Below are 20,034 nucleotides of genomic sequence, written 5' to 3' on the forward strand. Positions count from 1 at the left end.
AGCCACAGGCTGTCGATCTGCTTCGCTTCTGCCATCCCACTCCCCTTCACGTCTGACGTTTTACAGTGCGTCTCAAAGTATGTATATGTATATACAACTTTCCGCCCTTAAGGATCAACCATGGCCGTTTTTTTTGCCCCACGCGCGCTGCTGGCCGACGGCTGGCATGAAGACGTATTGATTACCACTGACGCATCCGGACAGATTGCTGAACTTACCCCCAGCAGCACACCAGGCAGCGCCACTCGCCTTGCTGGCCCGGTGATCCCCGCTATCGCTAACCTGCATTCGCACGCCTTCCAGCGTGCCATGGCCGGGCTGGCGGAAGTGGCGGGCGATCCGCAGGACAGTTTCTGGACCTGGCGCGATCTGATGTACCGCATGGTGCAGCGCCTGTCGCCGGAGCAGGTCGGCGATATCGCCACCCATCTCTATATCGATATGCTGAAAGGCGGCTATAGCCAGGTGGCGGAATTCCACTACTTGCACCACGATGCGCAGGGCAAACCCTATGCCGATGACGCGATGCTGCTCAACCTGATTGCCGCCGCCGAGACGGCCGGGATCGGTCAGACGCTGCTGCCGGTGCTCTATAGCTACAGCGGATTTGGATCGCAACCGGCCAGCGACGGCCAGCGCCGTTTTATCCAGCAAACGGAGGCTTATCTGCAGCAACAGCAACGCGTTGCGCAATGGAGCGCCAATAAGCCGCTGCTTAATCATGGCATCTGTTTCCACTCGCTGCGCGCGGTGAGTGAAGCTCAGATGCGTGAAGTGCTGGCCGCTGGCGCTGCTGATGTGCCGGTACATATTCATGTGGCCGAGCAGGAAAAAGAGGTCAATGACAGCCTGGCGTGGAGCGGCGAGCGTCCGGTTGCCTGGCTGTATAATCGCTTCGAAGTAGATCAGCGCTGGTGCCTGATTCATGCCACCCATCTGGACGACAGCGAAATCCACCGCATGGCGGCCAGCGGTGCGATTGCCGGACTCTGTCCGACCACCGAAGCCAATCTCGGCGACGGCATCTTCCCGGCGGTAGAATATATTGCCCAGGGTGGACGCTGGGGCATTGGCTCGGACAGCCATGTATCGCTCAGCGCGCAGGAAGAGCTGCGTTGGCTGGAGTACGGTCAGCGCCTGCGCGATCGTCGTCGCAACCGAATCACCCTGCCCCATCAGCCTTCTGTGGGCGATCTGTTGTGGCAGCAGGCGGCACAAGGCGGTGCGCAGGCGTGCGCGATCAACACCGGTGAACTGGCGGTGGGTAAACGCGCCGACTGGCTGGTACTGGAAAACGATGCCTTCCTGAGCAGCGTGAGTTCCGCTTCGCTACTCAATCGCTGGCTGTTTGGTGGTACGCAAAGCCAGATCCGCGATGTGTTTGTCGCCGGTAATCAGGTGATCAGCGAAGGCCATCATCCCGCCGAAGAGGCCTCAGCCGCGCGCTTCGCCCAGGCCATGAGTGCACTGCAATGAGAACGTATTTCGACTACAGCCAGCTGTCCGTCAGCCGCTGGCGCAACGGCGGCGGTGAAACGCGTGAAATCATCAGCTTCCCGCCCGGTGAGACCCAATTTGGCTGGCGCGCCAGTATTGCCACCATCGATGCCGACGGGCCTTTTTCGCCATTCCCCGGTATCGATCGTGTGATTACGCTGCTGAGTGGCGATAGCGTGGTGCTGCGCAGCGAAAGCGTCGAGCACGCGTTGTTGCCGCATCAGCCGTGGGCATTTCCCGGGGAATGGTCGATTGAGGCACAGATCAGCGGCAGCTGTCAGGATTTCAATATCATGACACGCCGCGACAGTTGGCAGGCACAGGTGGAGGTTGTGCAACACGCCGCTACCAGCCAACACGGTGTCGCGTGGGTATTATCCGGCGAATGGCAGAGTACGGACGTCAAACGCATCACGGTTAATCAGGGAATGTGGTGGCTGGATAAAGAGACGCAGCTGGCACCGCGAACCTCGGATGCCAGCCTGCTATTTGTGGCGCTTAGCCGTGTCCTCTGAAACGACCGAGTAACTTATAGCGCGAGCCTGGATAGAGCAGGCGCGCGTAAGTCACAATCTTGTTGTCGCTCCAGGTCTGACGACGAATCAACAAGCAGGGTTCGTGCTCATCCAGCGCCAGATGTTTACGCTGGCGCAAATCGGGCAGTACCGCTTCCACAATATGCTCACCGGCGGTCAACGGCGCCACGCGCATCAAATAGGTGTAGGGCGTCAGTTGATGATAATCCTGACTAAGGTAATCCGGCGCCACCAGCGGGTTGACCAGACGATCTTCAAGTTGCACCGGCATATCGTTTTCGTAATGCACAATCAACGAATGATACAGCGTCTGCCCGGTGGATAAGCCCAACACAGCGGCCTGCTCCGGATCGGCCTTCATCTGCCCAATCGACAAAATTTTGCAGCTGTGGCGATGACCACGCTGGGCAATTTCATCGGCGATGTTATGCACTTCCAGCATCGCGGTGTAACCCTTCATCTCCGCGACAAAGGTGCCGACGCCTTGCATGCGTACCAAAAAACCTTCGCTGGTGAGTTCACGCAGCGCACGGTTAATGGTCATGCGGCTCACGCCCAGTTCGTTAACCAGTTCACTTTCGGACGGTACGCGTTGATTCGCTTTCCAGTGACCTTCCCGGATCTGGCTGACGATCGCCTGTTTCACGCGCTGATAAATCGGTGCTGGCTCATCGCCCATCGCTGCGGCCAGCTGCGCTATTGCCGTTTGCTCCGCCATATCCTGTTCCTTTTCCGAATAATGCCCAAAGTTTACTGTCTCAGCACGTAAATGTATATACATCCAATTGTGCAGACAGCCCGTTAACAGTGCAGCGTTCTCCCTGTTTCGGTGCAATGCAGCTGCGGCTGGATGACACATCCCGCATTGCGGCGCATTTCACAGAATCCAATCAATCTGGCACAGCACTTGCTACTTGTATAGACAAGATTAGACACTTATGCTTCACTCAGCTCATTCAATGGTGCTACCCCATGCCACATCGTAAACCCAGGGCTTACAGGTAGCACCCGATCACTTGTATAGACAGGAGTAGACTATGTCAGGTTCGGTTCAGGAAATTCGCCTCGTTCCCGGTGAAGTGGACCTCGCGACCTTGCGGGCGATTTATCAAAGCAAGGTGAAGCTCACGTTAGCGGATGACGCTCGTGCGGCCATCGATCGCGCGAATGAAACCGTCGATGCCATCGTGGCATCAGGCAAAGTGGTGTACGGCATCAATACCGGCTTCGGCAAACTGGCCCAGACACAGATTCCTGCTGAGCGTCTGGCAGAGTTGCAGCGCAATCTGGTGCTGTCGCACAGCGTGGGTTTGGGCAACTTACTGCCCGATAACGTCACGCGTTTAGTGGTCGCCACTAAAATTATCAGCCTGGCACGTGGTCACTCCGGCGTACGTATCCAGTTAATCGAAGCCCTGCTGGCGCTGTTTAATGCCGGTGTGATGCCGTGTATCCCGGAAAAAGGTTCGGTTGGCGCATCCGGCGATTTAGCACCGCTGGCCCATCTGTCACTGATGTTGCTGGGCGAGGGTCAGGTACGCGTTGACGGAGGACTGATTCCTGCCACCGAAGGGCTGGCACGCGTCGGCCTGCAGCCGATTGTGCTGGGACCGAAGGAGGGTCTGGCACTGCTGAATGGCACCCAGGTTTCCAACGCCCTGGCACTGCGTGGCCTGTTTGAAGCTGAGAACCTGTTCGCCGCAGGGCTGATGGCCGGCGCGCTGTCACTGGAAGCGATCAAAGGCTCGGTAAAACCTTTCGATGCACGTATTCATCAGGCGCGCGGTCAGCACGGGCAAATCGCGGTAGCCGCTGCCGTTTCTTCCTTACTGGAAGGCAGTGAAATCCTCAGCTCACATACCAATTGTGGTCGCGTGCAGGATCCCTACTCGATTCGCTGCGTTCCGCAGGTGATGGGCGCGTGTTTAGACAACCTCAGCCATGCGGCGCGTGTATTGCAAATCGAAGCCAACGCGGCCTCTGATAACCCGCTGGTGTTCAGTGAAAGCGGTGATGTGATTTCGGGCGGTAACTTCCACGCCGAACCTGTGGCATTTGCCGCCGATATCATCGCATTGGCGATTGCCGAAATCGGCGCCATTTCCGAGCGCCGTATGGCGCTGCTGCTGGATACTGGTCTCTCAGGCCTGCCGCCATTCCTGGTGCGCGATGGTGGTGTGAACTCTGGCTTTATGATTGCTCAGGTCACCGCTGCCGCACTGGCTTCTGAAAACAAATCGCTGGCGCATCCGGGTAGCGTGGATAGCCTGCCGACCTCTGCGAACCAGGAAGATCACGTGTCGATGGCCACCTACGCCGCGCGTCGCCTCGGTGATATGTGCTTCAACACCGCTGCCGTGGTCGGCATTGAAGCCATGGCTGCGGCGCAAGGTATCGACTTCCATCGTCCACTGCAAAGCTCGACTGCGCTGGAACAAGAGATGAGTCGCATCCGCGAGAACGTTGCCTTCCTTGATCAAGACCGTTTAATGGCGCCGGATATCGAATCCATGCGTCTGTGGGCCAGCAGTCACGCCTGGCCTGAATCTTTGACTGCGCTGCTGCCAAGCCAGCGTTCACCTTCCCTTTAAGGAATTGATGATGAGCGAAACTTTATCTCAGGCTGTTGCCCGTGAAATCCGTGCGCCGCGCGGTAACGAACTGCATTGTGCGAACTGGTTGATTGAAGCGGCTTACCGCATGATCCAGAACAACCTCGATCCTGATGTGGCCGAGCGCCCGGAAGATCTGGTGGTATACGGCGGCATCGGTAAAGCCGCGCGTAACTGGGAGTGCTTTGAGCAGATTCTGCGTTCACTGCGTGCGTTGCAGCCTGAAGAAACCCTGCTGATCCAGTCTGGTAAACCAGTGGGCGTGTTCCGTACTCATGCCGATGCACCTCGCGTGCTGCTGGCTAACTCTAACCTGGTGCCACACTGGGCTAACTGGGATCATTTCCACGAGCTGGATAAAGCCGGCCTGATGATGTACGGCCAGATGACCGCCGGTTCCTGGATCTACATCGGTGCACAGGGCATCGTGCAGGGCACCTTTGAGACCTTCGCCGAAGCCGGTCGCCAGCATTATGACAGCGATCTGAGCGGTCGCTGGATCCTGACAGCAGGCCTGGGCGGCATGGGCGGCGCACAACCGCTGGCGGGCGTACTGGCCGGTGCCAGCGTGCTGGCGATTGAATGCCAGGAATCCCGCATCGATTTCCGTCTGCGCACCCGTTACGTTGACCATAAAGCGTATACCTTAGACGAAGCGCTGGATCTGATTGAGAAAGCCACCAAAGCGAAGCAGGCAATTTCCGTTGGCCTGCTGGGCAACGCCGCGGAAATCGTGCCGGAGCTGGTGAAGCGCGCCAAAGCGGGTGGGATGAAGCCGGATATCGTCACCGATCAGACTTCTGCACACGATCCAATCAATGGCTATCTGCCAGTGGGTTGGGATCTGGATCGCTGGCAGGCCGAGCGCGTCAGCAATCCTAAAGCGGTTGAAAAAGCCGCTCGCGCGTCAATGGCGGTGCATGTGCAGGCCATGCTCGACTTCCATCATATGGGCGTGCCGACCGTGGATTACGGTAACAACATCCGTCAGGTAGCGTTGGATGAAGGGGTGAAAAACGCCTTTGATTTCCCAGGCTTCGTACCCGCCTATATTCGCCCGCTGTTCTGCGAAGGCAAAGGTCCGTTCCGCTGGGTGGCGCTGTCAGGCGATCCAGAGGATATCTACAAAACCGATGCCAAGCTGAAGGAGCTGTTCCCGGAGCACAAGAACCTGCACCGCTGGCTCGACATGGCGCAGGAACGTATTGCCTTCCAGGGACTGCCAGCGCGCATCTGCTGGCTGGGACTGGGCGAGCGCCATAAAGCCGCACTGGCATTCAACGAAATGGTGCGCAACGGTGAACTGAAAGCGCCTATCGTCATCGGCCGTGACCACCTGGACTGTGGTTCCGTCGCCTCACCAAACCGTGAAACTGAAGCGATGAAAGACGGTTCGGATGCTGTCTCCGACTGGCCGCTGCTGAATGCCCTGCTGAACACCGCAGGCGGCGCGACCTGGGTTAGCCTGCATCACGGCGGCGGCGTTGGCATGGGCTTCTCGCAGCACTCCGGCGTGGTGATTGTCTGCGACGGCACTGCCGAAGCCGACGCGCGTCTTGGCCGCGTATTGTGGAATGACCCGGCAACCGGTGTGATGCGTCACGCGGATGCGGGCTATGAACTGGCGCAGAGCTGCGCGAAAGAACATGGCTTGAACCTGCCGATGCAGAAGTAATTTGTCGTGATAACTGAAGTCGCCCTTAACCGGGCGACCTTAGTTCAGCCGCCAAATTTCCTCGTTACTCTCTACTCTCAACCCGCAACCCTCAACTCTCAACCCTCAAATCCTTAAATCCTTAAATCCTTAAATCCTTAAATCCTTAAATGCAACATGCTGCATGCTGCATGCTGCATGCTGCCGGGTATATTCCATTCCGCTATACCCTATAGCCGAATTATTCCTTTCCACGATAGACGCCGCCCTGCGCTTACCACTACAGTGGAGACATCACGTTACGTGTCAGAGAAATCGCAGCAACTGCTGCTGATGGAGAGCCTTACTTTATGAGCCTGCCTGCCGTCCTGCTGGAAAACGCCCTGAACTGGCGTCGTCAGTTACACCAACATCCTGAACTCGGTTACCAGGAGCAACAAACCAGTGAACTGGTTGCGAATGTGCTCGCTGAAGCAGGGTTACAGGTGTTCCGTAGCCTGGCAGGCACTGGCGTGATTGGCACACTGGAAAACGGCCCAGGCCCGGTGATTGGTTTACGCGCCGATATGGATGCATTGCCGATTACCGAAAAAGGCGCGCCGGAGTGGAAATCTACCCGCTCAGGCGTGATGCACGCCTGCGGTCACGACGGACACACGGCCATTCTGCTCGCGGCGGCCTGCCAACTGGCCGCGACGCGCAACTTCAAAGGCACGGTGCACTTCCTGTTTCAGCCCGCGGAAGAGAATCTTGGCGGTGCGCGGAAAATGGTGGAAGAAGGTTTGTTTACCCGTTTCCCAATGGATGCGGTGTACGCCATGCACAACTGGCCAGGTTTGCCGGTGGGTTCGCTGGCGGTGAATCCAGGTGCGATGATGGCCTCGCTCGATTCCTTTGAAATCAGCCTGAACGGCAAAAGCTGTCATGCGGCGATGCCGGAGAGCGGTGCCGACCCGATGGTGGTGGCAGCAGAGCTGATCATGGCGCTGCAAACCATTCCGTCACGCCGTTTGTCACCGCTGGCGTCAGCGGTGGTGAGCGTGACGCAGATCCACGGTGGTGAGGCGATCAATGTGATTCCCGAGCAGATTGTGCTGCGTGGTACGGTGCGATGTTTGCAGACTGACGTACGTGACCGCGTGCGCAGTCTGATTGAAGATTTTGTCACTACCCTGCCGCGCCCGTTTGGCGTCAGCGGCGAGATTCACTGGTATCCGGGTTATCCCGTCACCGCCAACCATGCCGGTCCAGCGGAACAGGTGCGCGAGGTTGCCCAGCGCGTGTTAGGTGAATCGCAGGTGCACTGGCAGGTGAATCCTTCCATGGCCTCGGAAGATTTCGCCTGTATGCTGGAATCTTGCCCGGGTGCTTACTTCTGGCTCGGTGCCGATGGCGCATCCCCCTCCGCCCCATTGCACAACGCGCATTATGATTTCAATGATGATCTGATACCGATTGGTATCCGCTTCTGGCAGCAACTAGTGGAGAACGTGCTGGTCAAAGCCTGACTGGCAGGATTCGCGGAACCCAGGAATATCAATCGAGGTGGCATGTTGGTTAAAGCCTGACTGGCGGATTTCTAAAACCAGCAATCTCAAGCGGCATTGTATCAGGCAGCAATAGATTCGACGGCGCGACTCAAGCTGAAGGGAATCGGTTACCTGCCCGCTATGCATCCACCCCGCAAACCCCCTCGATGCACGATTGCACGATTGCACGATTGCACGATTGATTTTATATCCTCTCTCGACTGTGCGTTTGACCCGCAACCCAAGGCTGCGGGTATTGATTTACCCGTCAGATCCCAGCTTGCTGCAATCGCGTTTCCGCCTCATCCAGCGTCGCTGACTCTCCGGTGGCCACTAAGCAGCACGCCAGCTGTAAACGCAGCGCCTGCGGCACGGCACGTTCGCCGGCCAGTACCTGTTTGATCCAGTCTGCGGTGTCTTGCGCATTTTTACTTTCTGGCAGTTCCACGCTGATTTCTGGCTGGCGCTCAACCCACACTTCCGCCTCTGCGCCCGCACCGCCAATGTAGTTAATCGCCGGACAGCGTTGTGGGTTGGCATACACTTCACCTTCGGTGCCATTCAGCAGGATGGCGGGTGCATCAATATCCTGGAAGAACTTGCCGACGCGCGGCACATATTCGGGATGGGAAACACTCGCCAGACGCAACGCGGCACGTTCGGTAAACGGTGTCGCCAGCTTCGCCAGCGTATGTGCGCTATTACGCACGCCCAAGCGCCAGCGCAGCGACAGCTGTTTTGACATCGGTGCACACAGGTGATCGATGGTGATAAACGCCAGCTCACCGCTCTCCAGTTTCGCTTGTGCCTGCTGCGCAGTGGTGGCCGGCGCAATATCCAGCGCTGCCAGTACCGCTTCGGTGGTGATGCGGGTTGGATCGTCACTCACACCGTGCAGCAACACCGGAAACCCGAGTTTGCTTAATAGTAAAGCTAACAGCGGCGTGAGATTGCCCTGACGACGTGCGCCGTTGTAGCTGGGGATCACAATTGGCATCGGGCGATTGGCGGGCGGCTGCAACTGCATCATTTGCTGCTGCATAGCGTGGTAAAAACCGCGCATCTCCTCTTCGCCTTCGCCCTTGATACGCAGGGCGATCAGCACACCGCCGAGCTCCAGTTCTGGCACTTCATCCGCCAGCATGGCGCTGTAAAGGGCAACGGCGGTGTCGAAATCGATATCGCGCGCGTGGTTCTTACCGCGCCCAATCTCTTTGATAATTTTATTCAGTTCCATCAGGGCATTCCTGCTTCCAGGGCGCGCCGATAACCGGCTGCCAAAAGGTCATTGATGTGCGTCTGGGCACACCTAAGATTTCTTACTTTTACGCTTCGCTGGTTTGACTGCGGTTTTAACCGCTACTTTTACCACTGGTTTTATGCTGGCTTCGGGCACCGCCGGTTGTTCAATCGGAAACACCGGTAAGGCGGCCAGCAGCCGACTGCCATAAGCTTTATTAAGCAGTCGCCGATCGTATATCACGATCTCCCCGAAGCAGTGATGGCTACGAATCAGACGGCCGACCTGCTGAATCAACGTAAACGAAGCGCTCGGTAGACTCTGCACTTCGAACGGGTAGCGTTTAAGGCTCTTCAACCACTCCCCTTCGGTCAAAATTACCGGACTGTCTACCGGGGGAAAAGCGATTTTATGGATGTGCACCTGCGTCAGCAGATCGCCCTTTAAATCCAGGCCTTCAGCAAAAGACTGCAGTCCAACCAGAATACTGGTTTGCCCCGCTTCGACTCGCTGGCGATGCAGCTCCACTAAGCGCGAACGAGGTTGATCGCCCTGCACCAACATCGATAAGCGTAATGCGCTGACATGGCTGACAAACTGCTGCATCGCGCGCCCGCTGGCAAACAGCACCAGCACGCCTTTGTGCTTCTCTTCTGCCATTTGTTGCAGGAAAAAGCCTGCCATCTCGGCAATGTGCTCCGCTTCATTAGCCATCAGCGGTTCATAGCGCATTTGCGGGATCACCAGCTTGCCCTGATCGACATGATTAAATGGCGAATCCAGCGCCACAAAGCGATCGCCCGCTTTCTCGTTTAGCCCTGACATCTCTTGCAGCCGATTGAAGCTGTTCAGTGAACGCAAGGTCGCCGAGGTCACCACCACATGCGGAATCTTGCGCCACAGCAGTTTCTCCAGCTGATCGCTGACGCGAATCCCGGCGCAGTGGAATAGCAGATGCGCCTGGCCGTCCCGAATTTCACGGGTAATCCATTTCGATACCGGCGCATTAGAGGCTTTCTCCATGGCCGCCAGTCGCCACAGTTTGCTGATCGATTCGAACCAACCAAACTGGCGGTTAAGCTGAATGATTGCCCGATGCAGACGCATGATGTCGGCTTTGCCGGTTTGCTCACCCAACTCATTGAGTAACCCTTCGCTCAACCCGCGCAATGCATCGCTCAGTTTGAACAGCCGTGCGCACATCGTCATCAGTTCTTCCGGCAACTCACCCAGCACAAAACGAAACTCGCCCGGCTGATTGTGCGCGGGTAACAGCGGATTGAGCGCGTCGCACAGGATTTGCAGCAGTTCACGCATCTCATCGCAATGGCCTTTTAACCGCTCAGGGTTGGTCAGCGGTGGCGGCGATTTCGGGCGGAACTGTGCCATGATGGTTTCCACCAGCCGCACAAACAGATCGAGCTGCAAACTGCTCCAGCCGGGAGTGATTTCCGCACTCATCTCCAGCGCGTCACGCGCCACTTCTGGCAGATGATGACCTTCGTCCAGCACCAGCATCAGGTGTTTGGCAGGCGGTAAGACGGATTCATTCTCCATCGCCGCCATCACCAGCGCATGGTTCGCCACCACCACATCCGCCTGTTCTATTTCACGACGTGCAACAAAGAACGGGCATTCACGATACCAGCGACAGTGATGCCCCAGGCAGTTGGCTTTATCGGTGGAAAGGCGCTGCCACAGGCTGTCATCAATTGAGACATCGGAGTGATCGCGCAGGCCGTCCCATTTGTAGCTGCTGAGTTGCTTTTCCAGTTTGGCACAGAACTTCTGCTCTTCTTTCGACCCGGTTAGCGCTTCTTCATCGAGATACAGCAGCAAATCGCCTTGCTGATCTTCCGTCGCAGCCAGCGCCGCGAGATTGCGCGGACAGACATAGCGGCCACGGCCAAATGCGGCAGTGAAGGTGAGATCGGGGATGATTTTTTTCAGCAGCGGCAGGTCTTTGCTGAAGATTTGATCCTGCAGCGCGACGTTGGCGGTGCTGATCACTAACCGTTTCTCCTCGGCGCGGCTTACCGCGATGCCGGGGATCAAATAAGACAAGGTTTTGCCCACGCCGGTGGGGGCCTCAATCGCCAGATGGCGGCCTTCATCACCGGCCAGGCTTTTCGCCACTTCAGCGATCATCTGACGCTGTGGCGCACGGGGGATAAAGTCAGGAACCTGCTGCTGCAGCGCCTTATACCATTGCGCAATCTGGCTTTTTATCGCTGCTGTCAGGGCCATGTTGATTACTGTTTGCTGAATTGGCCTGTATTTTTACACAGTATCGGCGCAGCGTCAGCTTTCACTGCTATTTTTTCGCGCTGGATTCAGAATTTCACGCATCGCGCGGATCAGCGTTTCGCGCGCGCGTCCACGGCGGAAGGCAAACGAAAACGGTGCGCGGAAGTGAAAATGCTGTGGCAACAAGCGGCATAGCGTGCCCTGCTGTTCTCCGCTTTGCGCGTAATGCTCCGGCAAATAGCCGATATATCTCCCGGAGAGGATCAGCGTCAACTGCGCCTCTATACTCTCCACTGAGGCGTTAGTCTGGCGGAAGCCGCGCTTGTTTAACTCCTGCTGATTCCAGTAACGCCGCGTCACCATGCCGGTTTGCTGCACGGTGCGCATATCCGGATCGCCCTGCGCCAGTGGATGGTGCGGACTGCAATACAACCAGTGTTGCTCCTCATAAAGCGGAATGGTGACCAGATTGCTGGCACGCAGTGGAAAGTGCCCGATTGCCAGATCAAGGCGGTCTTCCAGTAACTGCTGCTGCAGTTCATTGGGATCGCGCACGCTGAGATTAAAAAATACCGCCGGAAAACGCTGATTAAAGCGCGCAATCGCCGCCGGCAGATCCAGCGTGCTGTCAGTCACTGTCGCATCCACCACACCCAACGAAAAGGTGCCACCTTGCGCGCTTTTCAGCGTCTCGACCTGCTCCTGCCAACCCGCCAGCGTGGCCAGCATTTCCTGACTGTAGCGATGAAACTGCTCGCCTTTGCTGGTGAGGGTAAAGCCGCCACGTCCGCGCTGGCACAGAATAAACCCCAGCTGCGTTTCCAGCTCACTCATGTAAGCGCTGATGGCGGGGGTGGTCATATTCAGCGCCTGCTGTGCACGCGAGTAGCCCTGATTTTCCACCACGCTGGCAAACACCTGCAGCAGTTTGAGATTAGGTAATGTTTGCACCGCATTTCCTTCAGTGATTACTGACTAAAGTTAACCAATCTATGAAGTGATTATTTACTGTCAAGGATTTTTCCCGCGTCTCCCTCAGGCCATGATAAGACTCACTTAGCCGAAGGAGTTCGTGATGACCGATTTTCCTCAGCCGCAGGGTGGCAACGAGATGCCCCGTTTCGCTGGCCGTGGCACCATGATGCGTTTGCCCGCTGCCGAATCCCCTGCCGATCTTGATGTGGCGTTTGTAGGCATTCCGCTGGATATCGGTACGTCGCAGCGCAGCGGCACGCGCTACGGTCCACGTGCCATTCGCGCCGATTCGGTAATGATTCGCCCGTACAACATGGCGACCGGCGCGGCCCCTTTTGATTCGTTGCGCGTCGGCGATCTCGGCGATGTGCCGATCAATACCTACAGTCTGCTGAAGTCGGTCGACATCATCGAAAACTATTATACCGAGCTGAATAATTGGCCGATTATTCCGTTAACGCTCGGTGGCGATCACACGCTGACACTGCCGATTTTGCGCGCGCTGGCGAAGAAGCATGGGCCAATGGGCCTGATCCATATTGACGCGCATACCGATACCAACGATGAGATGTTTGGCGAGAAGATTGCCCACGGCACCACGTTCCGCCGCGCGGTGGAAGAAGGCCTGCTTGACTGCCAGCGCGTGGTGCAGATTGGTCAGCGTGCTCAAGGCTACGCCGCCGATGATTTCCAGTGGGGCGTCGATCAGGGCTTCCATCTGGTGCCTGCCGAACAGTGCTGGTATCGCTCCATGGCCCCATTAATGGCTGAGGTGCGTGCACGCATCGGCGACGGTCCGGTGTATCTCAGCTATGACATCGACAGTTTCGATCCTGCATGGGCACCCGGCACCGGTACACCGGAAGTGGGTGGTTTGACCTCGATGCAGGGGCTGGAGATTGTGCGCGGCTGTCGCGGACTCAATCTGGTCGGTGGCGATCTGGTCGAGGTGTCACCGCCGTACGATATCAGCGGCATGACCTCCCAGCTGGCGGCCAATATCCTTTATGAGATGCTGTGCGTATTGCCCGGCGTCCGTTACACAGAGAAGAAAGCATGACACAACAGAATTTGGTGTTTCCGGCGCGCGTGCTGCGCGGTGCGGGTGTGATCAATCAACTGGGCGAGATTTGTGCGGGGCTGGGCAAACGCGCCCTGCTGATCGGCGGCCACCAGGCACTGCAGTCAGTGGATGCGCAGGTGCGCGCTCAACTGCTGACAGCCAACGTGACGCTGCTGGCGCAGGAGTGGTCTGGTGGTGAGACTTCAATCAATCAGATTAACCGTCTGGCGGCGATCGCTACTGAACTGCAAGCTGACGTGATTATCGGTGTCGGCGGCGGTAAATCGCTGGATACCGTAAAAGCCGTGGGCGCGCAGTTGGGCTTGCCGTTTATCACCATCCCGACCATTGCCGCCACCTGTTCGGCAGTGACGCCATTGACCATTCGCTACGACGATAACGGCAATTTCTTCGATATTTTCCCGCTGCCACAGGCACCGGCGGCAGTGATCATCGACAGTGAGTTGCTGGCTAAAGCCCCTGCTCGCTGGCTGGCTGCTGGTCTGGGCGACACCCTGGCAAAATGGTATGAGTTCCGCGTGGTGAGCGTCCGCCATCCGGCGCGCGAAGGCAATGCATTGTCATCGCTGGCACATAGCCAGATTTGCTATGACGTGATCGCGGAACACGGCCCGGCAGCTTATGCAGCAGTGCTGCGCGGTGAGAGCAGTGCCTCTTTGGATCAGGTGCTGGATGCCATCTTTACCTGGGCGGGATTGACCTCGCTGATGAGCAACGGCGCCCACGCAGCGGCTTCACATGCGATTTATGAAGGTTTTACCTTCTGCGATAAGACGCGTGAGTTTGGTCATGGCCTGTTGGTGGGCTTTGGCAACTTGTGCCTGCTGGCGCTGGAAGATCGCAGCGATGAAGAGGTGCTGGATGAGATGCGTCTGGCACGTGAGTGCGGTGTGCCATTGACGCTGAGTGAGATTGCCGAGTTGGATGATGCCGAGCTGGCGCTGATTGTGCGTGAATCCGTGCACGCACCGGATATGGAGAATATGTCGGTCGAAGTGACCGAAGCCCGCCTGCTGGCGGCGATGCAGCGGATTGAAGGGTTGGCTGATCGGGTTTAAATCTGAGCTAAGTACTTGAGCAGGATGAGACGAGTACTTATGCGGAGTGAGAACGAAAAGTATAGGTGTGTTTAGTTTGGGGGCTGGAGGCTGGAGGCTGGAGGCTGGAGGCTGGAGGCTGGAGGCTGAGTCCTGTGCTGGGTGCGGGCCGTAACACCTCTGCTGCTGCCGGGCAGTCCTCGCGCCGCTGACGCGGTGCCCTCGGCTTACACGTCGTGCCGACGGAACGTTCGGGGATCGACCATCCCTGGCCGGCCCCGAACTGATCCACGCATCCCTGCGTGGATCTCCTGGCCCAACGTAAAAGCCTCAGCGCTGCGGATAGCCCTTGCAGCAGCAGAGGTGCTACGGCCTCAAATATTGTGCCCCTTCCAACAGCATTTACTTCAGCTCCTCAGCAGACTGTAAAATTTGCGTCATCCCTGTGTGGATTTCCTGCCCCACTATAGAAGCATCAGCGGTGCTGCGGCCTTACGCAATGTGCCCTTTTCACCAGCACGCACTTCAGCAGCAGTCTGGAAGATCTGGTTCAACATGCCCGCTATGGACTAAACCAGGCTGCCGTTAACAGTAAGCACGATGGTTAATGAGCAGGCTGGGGGCGCTTTGGCGCAGGCAATCCACAGCGCCGAGCAGAGTGAGTCTGCCAGGATAGCCCGCAGGACGCGGGCGAAAGGCGGGGCGGCACAGGGATGTGCCATCCCCCGCCGTTCCGTGAGGCAGACGAACGAAGTGAGGGGACCGCGTCAGCGGCGCGAGGACGCCAGCGCCAAAGCGCCCCCGGCCTGCGTCACCGCCTATTAGTAACAGCAGCGCCTGAAAATAAAATTGCGGAGATAAAAATTAACCTGCATACCCAAGGCACTGCGACAGGTTAGGTGCAAATTTTTACACCTACACCCTATGCACGAGCCAGCAGCGTCACCACTTCCTGCACATCCGCGACGTCATCCAGCTCCATGCAAATCGCTTCCAGCTGTTCAACCTGGTCAACGGGCAACACACGCCCCGCTAAGCTACGGTATTTAGCCAGCAGCGCTTCAAGGCTCAGCGGATTCGCGGGCGCACCAGACGGCACCGGCACATGCTGCTGCCACTGCTCGCCCTGTTGAGTTTCAACACGCACCCACGGCTCGTCGTCACGCCCCTGCTGCTCATCAATCATCAACTCAATCCGCGCCATAAAGGCTTCAACCTGAGGATGCAGACGTTTGGCATCATCGTAACTGGACAATTCAGCGGAGCCATACAGCGCACGCGCCGCCAGTGCATACGGCAGGCTCATTTGCGCACTTGCCAGGCTCTGCAACTCACGTCCGCCACACATCTCCAGCAGGAACGGATTCAGCCCTACCACGATACGTTCAATCTGCTCGACACGCACCGGGTGTTCTTTTAGCAGTAACCCCAGCGCATCAATCGCCGAATGCGTCCCACGACAAGCGGCATACGGCTTGATCGAGCAGCGCGCCAGCTTCCACACCACACCAAGGTCGGCGGTTAATGCAGCGGGTTGCTGTGTTTCAGCGGCCAGGGTTTGCAGGAATCCACCCCACTTCGCTTCAAATACCGCAGAGGGTCCGTTGATACCGCGCTGCGCCAACAAGGCCGCCTGCACGCCACCTTCAGCTGCACGTGCGGCATGCAGCTTTTTGGTGTGCGAGCCGTCGTGAATAAAGCCCCACAGCCCACCGCTAAAACTGGCGGCAATGCCCATGGCCGACGCGCACTGATCGCGATCCAGCAGCAGCAGTGAACACACCGCCGCTGCGGCACCAAACACGCCACAGCTGGCGGTGGAGTGCCAGCCTGCGCCGTTATGCGCAGAGTAGCCGCCGCAAGCTTCCAGCACCCGGCGTCCGACGTCATAACCGATCACCATGGCCACCAGCAGCGCCTGACCGTCAACCGGGTGCGTCGCCAAAGGCAGTGCCGCCAGAATGGCGGGAATAACCACCGCGCCAGAGTGATCGCAGCCGCCGGTATCATCCAACTCATACATATGTGCGGCCACGCCGTTGAGCCATGCCGCCTGGCGTGGACTCACCTGCTTTGCACTTCCCCACACTTGTGCCTGCTGATGCCCACCTTCTGCGAACGCCAATGACAAACATTCGCGCCAGATAGGACTGTCGCTGCCCGCCAGTGACGCCCCGAGCGTATCCAGCAGATGGCGCTTCGCCTGTTCGACCAGCGCGTCAGGCAGCTGTTCAAAACGGGTTTCGGCGATAAATGCCGCCAGTTGTTCAAGCGTCGAGGCCATGCGCCCCTCCCGTGATGCGGGTAAACACTTCTGCCGGATGGGAAAAATCATTGTCCGGCTGCGTTTGCCAATGCGCCGCCACCTGCTCCGCCGTGGCGATCCACACATTGTGCTGTTGCAGCGTCTCGATCAGTTCACGCAGCAAGCCGATGCGCCCGGCAGTGCCGATAATTTCCGGATGCAGGCGCAGCAGATAACACAGGCCAAAGCGGTGGAAGCCGTGGAAGTCTTGTGTCATGTTCGCCAGCGTTTCGGCATAAGGTGCAATCCGCGACTGCCCCGGTGGGATGGCCGGGCTCAGGTTAAAGGCAAAATAGGGTTCATCTTCCAGGGTGTAGTGCATCGGCAGTTCCACCAGCCGCGTGCCGGGATGGAAGTAGGGCAGATCGTCGCCGCGCCAGCTTGATGACCAGCGAATACCCTGCTCCACCAGCGCTTCCGCCAGGCCCGGTTTCCACTGTCCTGCTGGGGTGCGGAAACCCCGAATCGGTTTGCCAGTAAACTGTGCCAGCTGGTCGCAGCCGCGCGTCACGCTGGCGAGCTGCTGCTCCAGCGACAACGCCGAGAAGTCTTCATGGCGCTCGCCGCTGCAGGCAATTTCATGGCCGTTGGCCACGATGCGTTTAATCAGATCCGGCTGCTCTGTCGCCACAATTGCCGGTAAGCACCAGCTGGCTTGCAGTTGTTTTTCTGCCAGTAACGCCAGCAAGCGATCTACGCCGCGCAGGGTGCCATAGCGCCATACCGACAGGGTTTTATCGCGTCCGGCGACGGCAGGTGCCTGGGTCAAAATACCGTGGATATCATTGAAATCGATGGTCAGGATGGCGGCGGACTGGAAGCCCAGCGGCCAGCGGGAAGATTCAGTCATGCTGTTGCTCCTGCAGATACCACTGCGCCACCGCATCACAGCGCGCAAACCACACGTCATCACGCGCCGTCATATGTTCAAACAGCTGCTCCAGCAGCAGGATGCGGCCCGGCTGACCGGAAATTTTCGGGTGGAACAGCGTGGTCAGGCACAGGCCTTCATCCATTGCGCCGTCGAATTCGCGCTGCCAGTTATCACGGGTATGCGCATAGCTGGCAATACGATCGCCGCCTTTCGGGAAGTCAGGCTGGCGCGTATAGGCCAGCGAGGCGTAATCATCCATCTCCCACTTACCGGGGATCTCGACCAGCGGCGTGTGACCCGCCACCGGGATGCTGTAAGGACGATCGTCGCCGCGCATGCTGCTGGAATAAATCACCCCAGCATCACGCAGAATTTGTGGCGTTTCGGCATGCCAGTCACCTGACGGCGTGCGGAAACCGCAGGCGGTGATGCCCAAATGCTGTTTAAAGATTTCAGCGGATTTCGCCATCACGCCACGCTGTTCATCCGGCGAAATCGCCCAGAAAGATTCGTGACGATAGCCGTGATAGGCCACTTCGTGGCCTTGTTCGATAATCGCCTGACACTGCTGCGGCCACTGCTCCACGACCCACGCTGGTACAAAAAACGTGGCGGGAATCTGGAAAGCGCGCAGCAGGTCGAGCAATCGCCCGAGCGCACGGTACGGCCCATACGCACCAAAGGTGAAATATTCTGGCGTTGACCACAGGCTGCCATTCAACATGGCATCGCCGGTGGGACCATCAAGGTCAAACGCCAGCGCCATACAGCCGCGTTTCCCCTGCGGCCAGCGCACTGCGCCCGGTTGTTGCATCGCTACGCTCCTTTAGCCCTGGTTCACGGTCGCCTGAGTCACGCCATTGTCAGCCAGACCCCATTTCGCGAGGATCTTCTGGTAGCTGCCATCAGCAATCATCGCGTCAATCGCCGCTTGTACCGCAGTGGTCAGCTCGCTGGCATCTTTACCAATCGCCATGCCGGTGTACTGGAAGGAGAAGGCTTTATCGAGCGGCTTATATTTACCTTTTTCAAGATCCATGATGTACGGCAGCGTTTCACTCCCCTGCACCACACCATCCAGACGGTTCTGACGCAGCTGGGTGCGTGCATCCGCCGTACCTTCGGCGCCGACGACGATGATGGCTGGCTTACCGGCGGCTTCGCAGTGCGCTTTAGACCAGTTGGCAATCTCTACCGGGAAAGTGGTACGACGGCTGGTGCCAACCTTCTTACCACACAGATCCATGGCGCTATTGATGTCGCTGCGCGCTGCCTGAGTGTAGAACTGCGGACCGGTTTTAAAGTAATCGATAAAGTTAACCACCTTCTGGCGCTCTTTGGTGTCGGTCATGCCGGACATCACCAAATCAACACGCTTGGTCACCACCGCGTTCACCATCTGCTCAAAGGCGATCTCCTGCCAGTTGATCTTCACGCCCAGTTTCTCACCGATCGCCTGACCGAGATCGTAATCCACGCCGGTGAGTTGGTTGGTGGCCGGATCTTTAAAATCCATTGGCGGATAGTTCGGCATGATTGCCACAGTCAGGCCTTTCTCTTTGATGGCGGCTGGCACGGCGATATCCGCCCAGGCAGAAGATTGCAGTAACAGCGCGGCACTGATGGCACTCAATAACAGTTTTTTCATGTTTTTCACCCCGGTCACGTTAAAGAAGAATCGCGTTAATAAAGTTTTTCATCCGTGGGTTTTGCGGGTTCAGCAGAATGTCTTCTGGTGCGCCCTGCTCGATAATGCGTCCCTCGTCCATAAACACCACCTGGTTCGCCACTTCACGGGCAAAGCCCATCTCGTGAGTGACCACCAGCATGGTGGTGCCCTCTTTTGCTAACTGGCGCATCACCGCCAGCACTTCGCCGACCATCTCCGGATCCAGCGCCGAAGTGGGTTCGTCAAACAGCATCAGTTTCGGTTTCATCGCCAGCGCACGGGCAATCGCCACACGCTGCTGCTGCCCGCCAGACAGTGACTGCGGATAGTCGTGCGCTTTGTGCGCCAGACCGACGCGATCCAGCAGCGCCATCGCCTCTTCACTGGCTTCGCGTTTTGGACGCAGCAGGACGCGGCACGGCCCTTCGATAATGTTCTCCAGCGCGGTTTTGTGCGGGAACAAGTTAAAGCGCTGGAAAACCATGCCAGTTTGCAGACGCTGGCGAGCAATCTGCTTATCGCTCAGCGCATGCAGTTTGTTGCCCGCAATGCGATAGCCCGCTAATTCGTTGTCGACCCAAATGCCACCCTGATCGACCTTCTCCAGCTGATTAATGCAGCGCAGGAAGGTACTTTTACCGGAGCCGGATGGCCCGAGAATGCACATCACCTCGCCGTAATTCACTTCGAGGCTGACATCCTTCAGCGCATGGAACTGGTCGAAATATTTGTTCACCTTGACGGCGCGCACGATGTTTCTCATCTCTCTCTCCCA

General features: G+C 57.7%; 16 protein-coding genes. 7 read left to right on the top strand and 9 right to left on the bottom strand.

Going from position 1 to position 20,034, the window contains the following annotated elements:
- Window positions 1-120 precede the first annotated feature (120 nt).
- Entirely contained in the window at window positions 121-1,476 is a 1,356-nt protein-coding gene (locus tag RT340_RS01410; protein ID WP_211728140.1) for a formimidoylglutamate deiminase, read from the top strand.
- Window positions 1,473-2,012 (top strand): HutD family protein, encoded by a 540-nt coding sequence (locus tag RT340_RS01415; RefSeq protein ID WP_211728139.1) that lies wholly within the window; start codon window positions 1,473-1,475, stop codon window positions 2,010-2,012. The genes RT340_RS01410 and RT340_RS01415 overlap by 4 nt, the downstream gene beginning before the upstream one ends.
- On the opposite strand, the gene hutC is transcribed toward RT340_RS01415, so the two are convergent.
- Window positions 1,996-2,751, bottom strand: coding sequence for a histidine utilization repressor (gene hutC, locus RT340_RS01420; RefSeq protein ID WP_034820947.1), 756 nt, complete (start codon window positions 2,749-2,751; stop codon window positions 1,996-1,998). The two genes, RT340_RS01415 and hutC, sit on opposite strands and share 17 nt — an antisense overlap.
- A 319-nt stretch (window positions 2,752-3,070) precedes the next feature.
- Between hutC and hutH the strand changes: the two genes are divergently transcribed.
- The 3 genes from hutH (at window position 3,071) to RT340_RS01435 (ending at window position 7,807) form a co-directional block, all read left to right on the top strand.
- A complete protein-coding gene (hutH, locus tag RT340_RS01425; protein WP_160834672.1) occupies window positions 3,071-4,624 on the top strand; it encodes a histidine ammonia-lyase in 1,554 nt (517 codons plus the stop codon).
- A gap of 10 nt (window positions 4,625-4,634) precedes the next feature.
- Complete coding sequence (gene hutU, locus RT340_RS01430) at window positions 4,635-6,320, top strand: urocanate hydratase (RefSeq protein ID WP_038647984.1); 1,686 nt, start codon at window positions 4,635-4,637, stop codon at window positions 6,318-6,320.
- Window positions 6,321-6,649: 329 nt separating this feature from the next.
- Window positions 6,650-7,807, top strand: coding sequence for a M20 aminoacylase family protein (locus tag RT340_RS01435; protein ID WP_211728138.1), 1,158 nt, complete (start codon window positions 6,650-6,652; stop codon window positions 7,805-7,807).
- Window positions 7,808-8,096: 289 nt separating this feature from the next.
- On the opposite strand, the gene ybiB is transcribed toward RT340_RS01435, so the two are convergent.
- The 3 genes from ybiB to RT340_RS01450 all read right to left on the bottom strand — a co-directional run bounded on the left by ybiB (window position 8,097) and on the right by RT340_RS01450 (window position 12,266).
- Window positions 8,097-9,065, bottom strand: coding sequence for a DNA-binding protein YbiB (gene ybiB / locus RT340_RS01440; RefSeq protein ID WP_313373653.1), 969 nt, complete (start codon window positions 9,063-9,065; stop codon window positions 8,097-8,099).
- Between the two features lie 72 nt (window positions 9,066-9,137).
- Complete coding sequence (dinG, locus tag RT340_RS01445; RefSeq protein ID WP_313373655.1) at window positions 9,138-11,315, bottom strand: ATP-dependent DNA helicase DinG; 2,178 nt, start codon at window positions 11,313-11,315, stop codon at window positions 9,138-9,140.
- A 54-nt stretch (window positions 11,316-11,369) separates the two neighbouring features.
- Window positions 11,370-12,266, bottom strand: a complete 897-nt coding sequence (locus tag RT340_RS01450; RefSeq protein WP_160834675.1) for a LysR family transcriptional regulator — start codon at window positions 12,264-12,266, stop codon at window positions 11,370-11,372.
- A gap of 124 nt (window positions 12,267-12,390) precedes the next feature.
- On the opposite strand from RT340_RS01450, the gene speB reads away from it, so the two are divergent.
- Both speB and RT340_RS01460 read left to right on the top strand, forming a co-directional pair.
- The gene (gene speB, locus RT340_RS01455; RefSeq protein WP_097117310.1) at window positions 12,391-13,350 is read left to right on the top strand and encodes an agmatinase; all 960 of its coding nucleotides are present in this window, start codon (window positions 12,391-12,393) and stop codon (window positions 13,348-13,350) included.
- The gene (locus RT340_RS01460; RefSeq protein ID WP_313373659.1) at window positions 13,347-14,432 is read left to right on the top strand and encodes an iron-containing alcohol dehydrogenase family protein; all 1,086 of its coding nucleotides are present in this window, start codon (window positions 13,347-13,349) and stop codon (window positions 14,430-14,432) included. Before speB ends, RT340_RS01460 begins: the two co-directional genes overlap by 4 nt.
- 901 nt (window positions 14,433-15,333) lie before the next feature.
- On the opposite strand, the gene RT340_RS01465 is transcribed toward RT340_RS01460, so the two are convergent.
- Genes RT340_RS01465 through RT340_RS01485 form a run of 5 tightly spaced genes read right to left on the bottom strand, consistent with a single transcriptional unit; the run spans window position 15,334 to window position 20,022 of the window.
- Window positions 15,334-16,695: an MmgE/PrpD family protein gene (locus RT340_RS01465; protein WP_313373661.1), complete on the bottom strand. Its 1,362-nt coding sequence runs from the start codon at window positions 16,693-16,695 to the stop codon at window positions 15,334-15,336.
- Window positions 16,679-17,566 (bottom strand): polysaccharide deacetylase, encoded by an 888-nt coding sequence (locus RT340_RS01470; RefSeq protein WP_313373663.1) that lies wholly within the window; start codon window positions 17,564-17,566, stop codon window positions 16,679-16,681. Before RT340_RS01470 ends, RT340_RS01465 begins: the two co-directional genes overlap by 17 nt.
- Window positions 17,559-18,404, bottom strand: coding sequence for a polysaccharide deacetylase (locus RT340_RS01475; protein WP_313373665.1), 846 nt, complete (start codon window positions 18,402-18,404; stop codon window positions 17,559-17,561). The genes RT340_RS01470 and RT340_RS01475 overlap by 8 nt, the downstream gene beginning before the upstream one ends.
- A gap of 12 nt (window positions 18,405-18,416) precedes the next feature.
- Window positions 18,417-19,238, bottom strand: a complete 822-nt coding sequence (locus RT340_RS01480) for an ABC transporter substrate-binding protein (protein WP_160832549.1) — start codon at window positions 19,236-19,238, stop codon at window positions 18,417-18,419.
- Window positions 19,239-19,257: 19 nt separating this feature from the next.
- Entirely contained in the window at window positions 19,258-20,022 is a 765-nt protein-coding gene (locus RT340_RS01485; RefSeq protein ID WP_034820986.1) for an amino acid ABC transporter ATP-binding protein, read from the bottom strand.
- Between the last annotated feature and the right edge of the window lie 12 nt (window positions 20,023-20,034).

This window comes from Pantoea sp. CTOTU50773 (assembly GCF_032082325.1).
Lineage (GTDB): Bacteria > Pseudomonadota > Gammaproteobacteria > Enterobacterales > Enterobacteriaceae > Pantoea > Pantoea communis.

What these genes read in the sequence shown, in the direction of transcription:
- hutH (WP_160834672.1), top strand. Translation starts at nt 3,071, where the DNA reads ATGTCAGGTTCGGTTCAGGAAATTCGCCTCGTTCCCGGTGAAGTGGAC.
- RT340_RS01480 (WP_160832549.1), bottom strand. Translation starts at nt 19,238, where the DNA reads ATGAAAAAACTGTTATTGAGTGCCATCAGTGCCGCGCTGTTACTGCAA.
- RT340_RS01470 (WP_313373663.1), bottom strand. Translation starts at nt 17,566, where the DNA reads ATGACTGAATCTTCCCGCTGGCCGCTGGGCTTCCAGTCCGCCGCCATC.
- hutU (WP_038647984.1), top strand. Translation starts at nt 4,635, where the DNA reads ATGAGCGAAACTTTATCTCAGGCTGTTGCCCGTGAAATCCGTGCGCCG.
- RT340_RS01485 (WP_034820986.1), bottom strand. Translation starts at nt 20,022, where the DNA reads ATGAGAAACATCGTGCGCGCCGTCAAGGTGAACAAATATTTCGACCAG.
- RT340_RS01475 (WP_313373665.1), bottom strand. Translation starts at nt 18,404, where the DNA reads ATGCAACAACCGGGCGCAGTGCGCTGGCCGCAGGGGAAACGCGGCTGT.
- ybiB (WP_313373653.1), bottom strand. Translation starts at nt 9,065, where the DNA reads ATGGAACTGAATAAAATTATCAAAGAGATTGGGCGCGGTAAGAACCAC.
- RT340_RS01435 (WP_211728138.1), top strand. Translation starts at nt 6,650, where the DNA reads ATGAGCCTGCCTGCCGTCCTGCTGGAAAACGCCCTGAACTGGCGTCGT.
- RT340_RS01410 (WP_211728140.1), top strand. Translation starts at nt 121, where the DNA reads ATGGCCGTTTTTTTTGCCCCACGCGCGCTGCTGGCCGACGGCTGGCAT.
- dinG (WP_313373655.1), bottom strand. Translation starts at nt 11,315, where the DNA reads ATGGCCCTGACAGCAGCGATAAAAAGCCAGATTGCGCAATGGTATAAG.
- RT340_RS01460 (WP_313373659.1), top strand. Translation starts at nt 13,347, where the DNA reads ATGACACAACAGAATTTGGTGTTTCCGGCGCGCGTGCTGCGCGGTGCG.
- speB (WP_097117310.1), top strand. Translation starts at nt 12,391, where the DNA reads ATGACCGATTTTCCTCAGCCGCAGGGTGGCAACGAGATGCCCCGTTTC.
- RT340_RS01415 (WP_211728139.1), top strand. Translation starts at nt 1,473, where the DNA reads ATGAGAACGTATTTCGACTACAGCCAGCTGTCCGTCAGCCGCTGGCGC.
- RT340_RS01465 (WP_313373661.1), bottom strand. Translation starts at nt 16,695, where the DNA reads ATGGCCTCGACGCTTGAACAACTGGCGGCATTTATCGCCGAAACCCGT.
- hutC (WP_034820947.1), bottom strand. Translation starts at nt 2,751, where the DNA reads ATGGCGGAGCAAACGGCAATAGCGCAGCTGGCCGCAGCGATGGGCGAT.